Raw genomic sequence first — 254 nt, forward strand, 5'->3', positions numbered from 1 at the left:
TCTGCTCTAGCTGGCTACGGAGATCTCTTCCTCGAGTCGCTGCTTCTCAAAGAGGCTGGTGTAGTAGCCGTTGCGGGTGATGAGCTCGTCGTGTGTGCCCAACTCCGCGATGCGGCCATCGACCAGAACGGCGATCTGATCGGCGTTCCGGGCAGTTGAGATGCGGTGGGAGATGAAGATGGTGGTGCGGCCCTGCATCACTCGGGCGAGCCCCTGGAGGATGCGCTCTTCCGTGTAGGTGTCGACCGATGCCA

General features: G+C 61.4%; 1 pseudogene. It reads right to left on the reverse strand.

Features of this window, described 5'->3' with window-relative positions:
- Positions 1–6: 6 nt before the first annotated feature.
- Positions 7–254 (reverse strand): annotated as a pseudogene (locus tag JAO29_RS23225) (ABC transporter ATP-binding protein); the annotation flags it as partial.

Origin of the sequence: Edaphobacter sp. HDX4 (assembly GCF_036877565.1) — a bacterium.
GTDB lineage: Bacteria > Acidobacteriota > Terriglobia > Terriglobales > Acidobacteriaceae > Edaphobacter.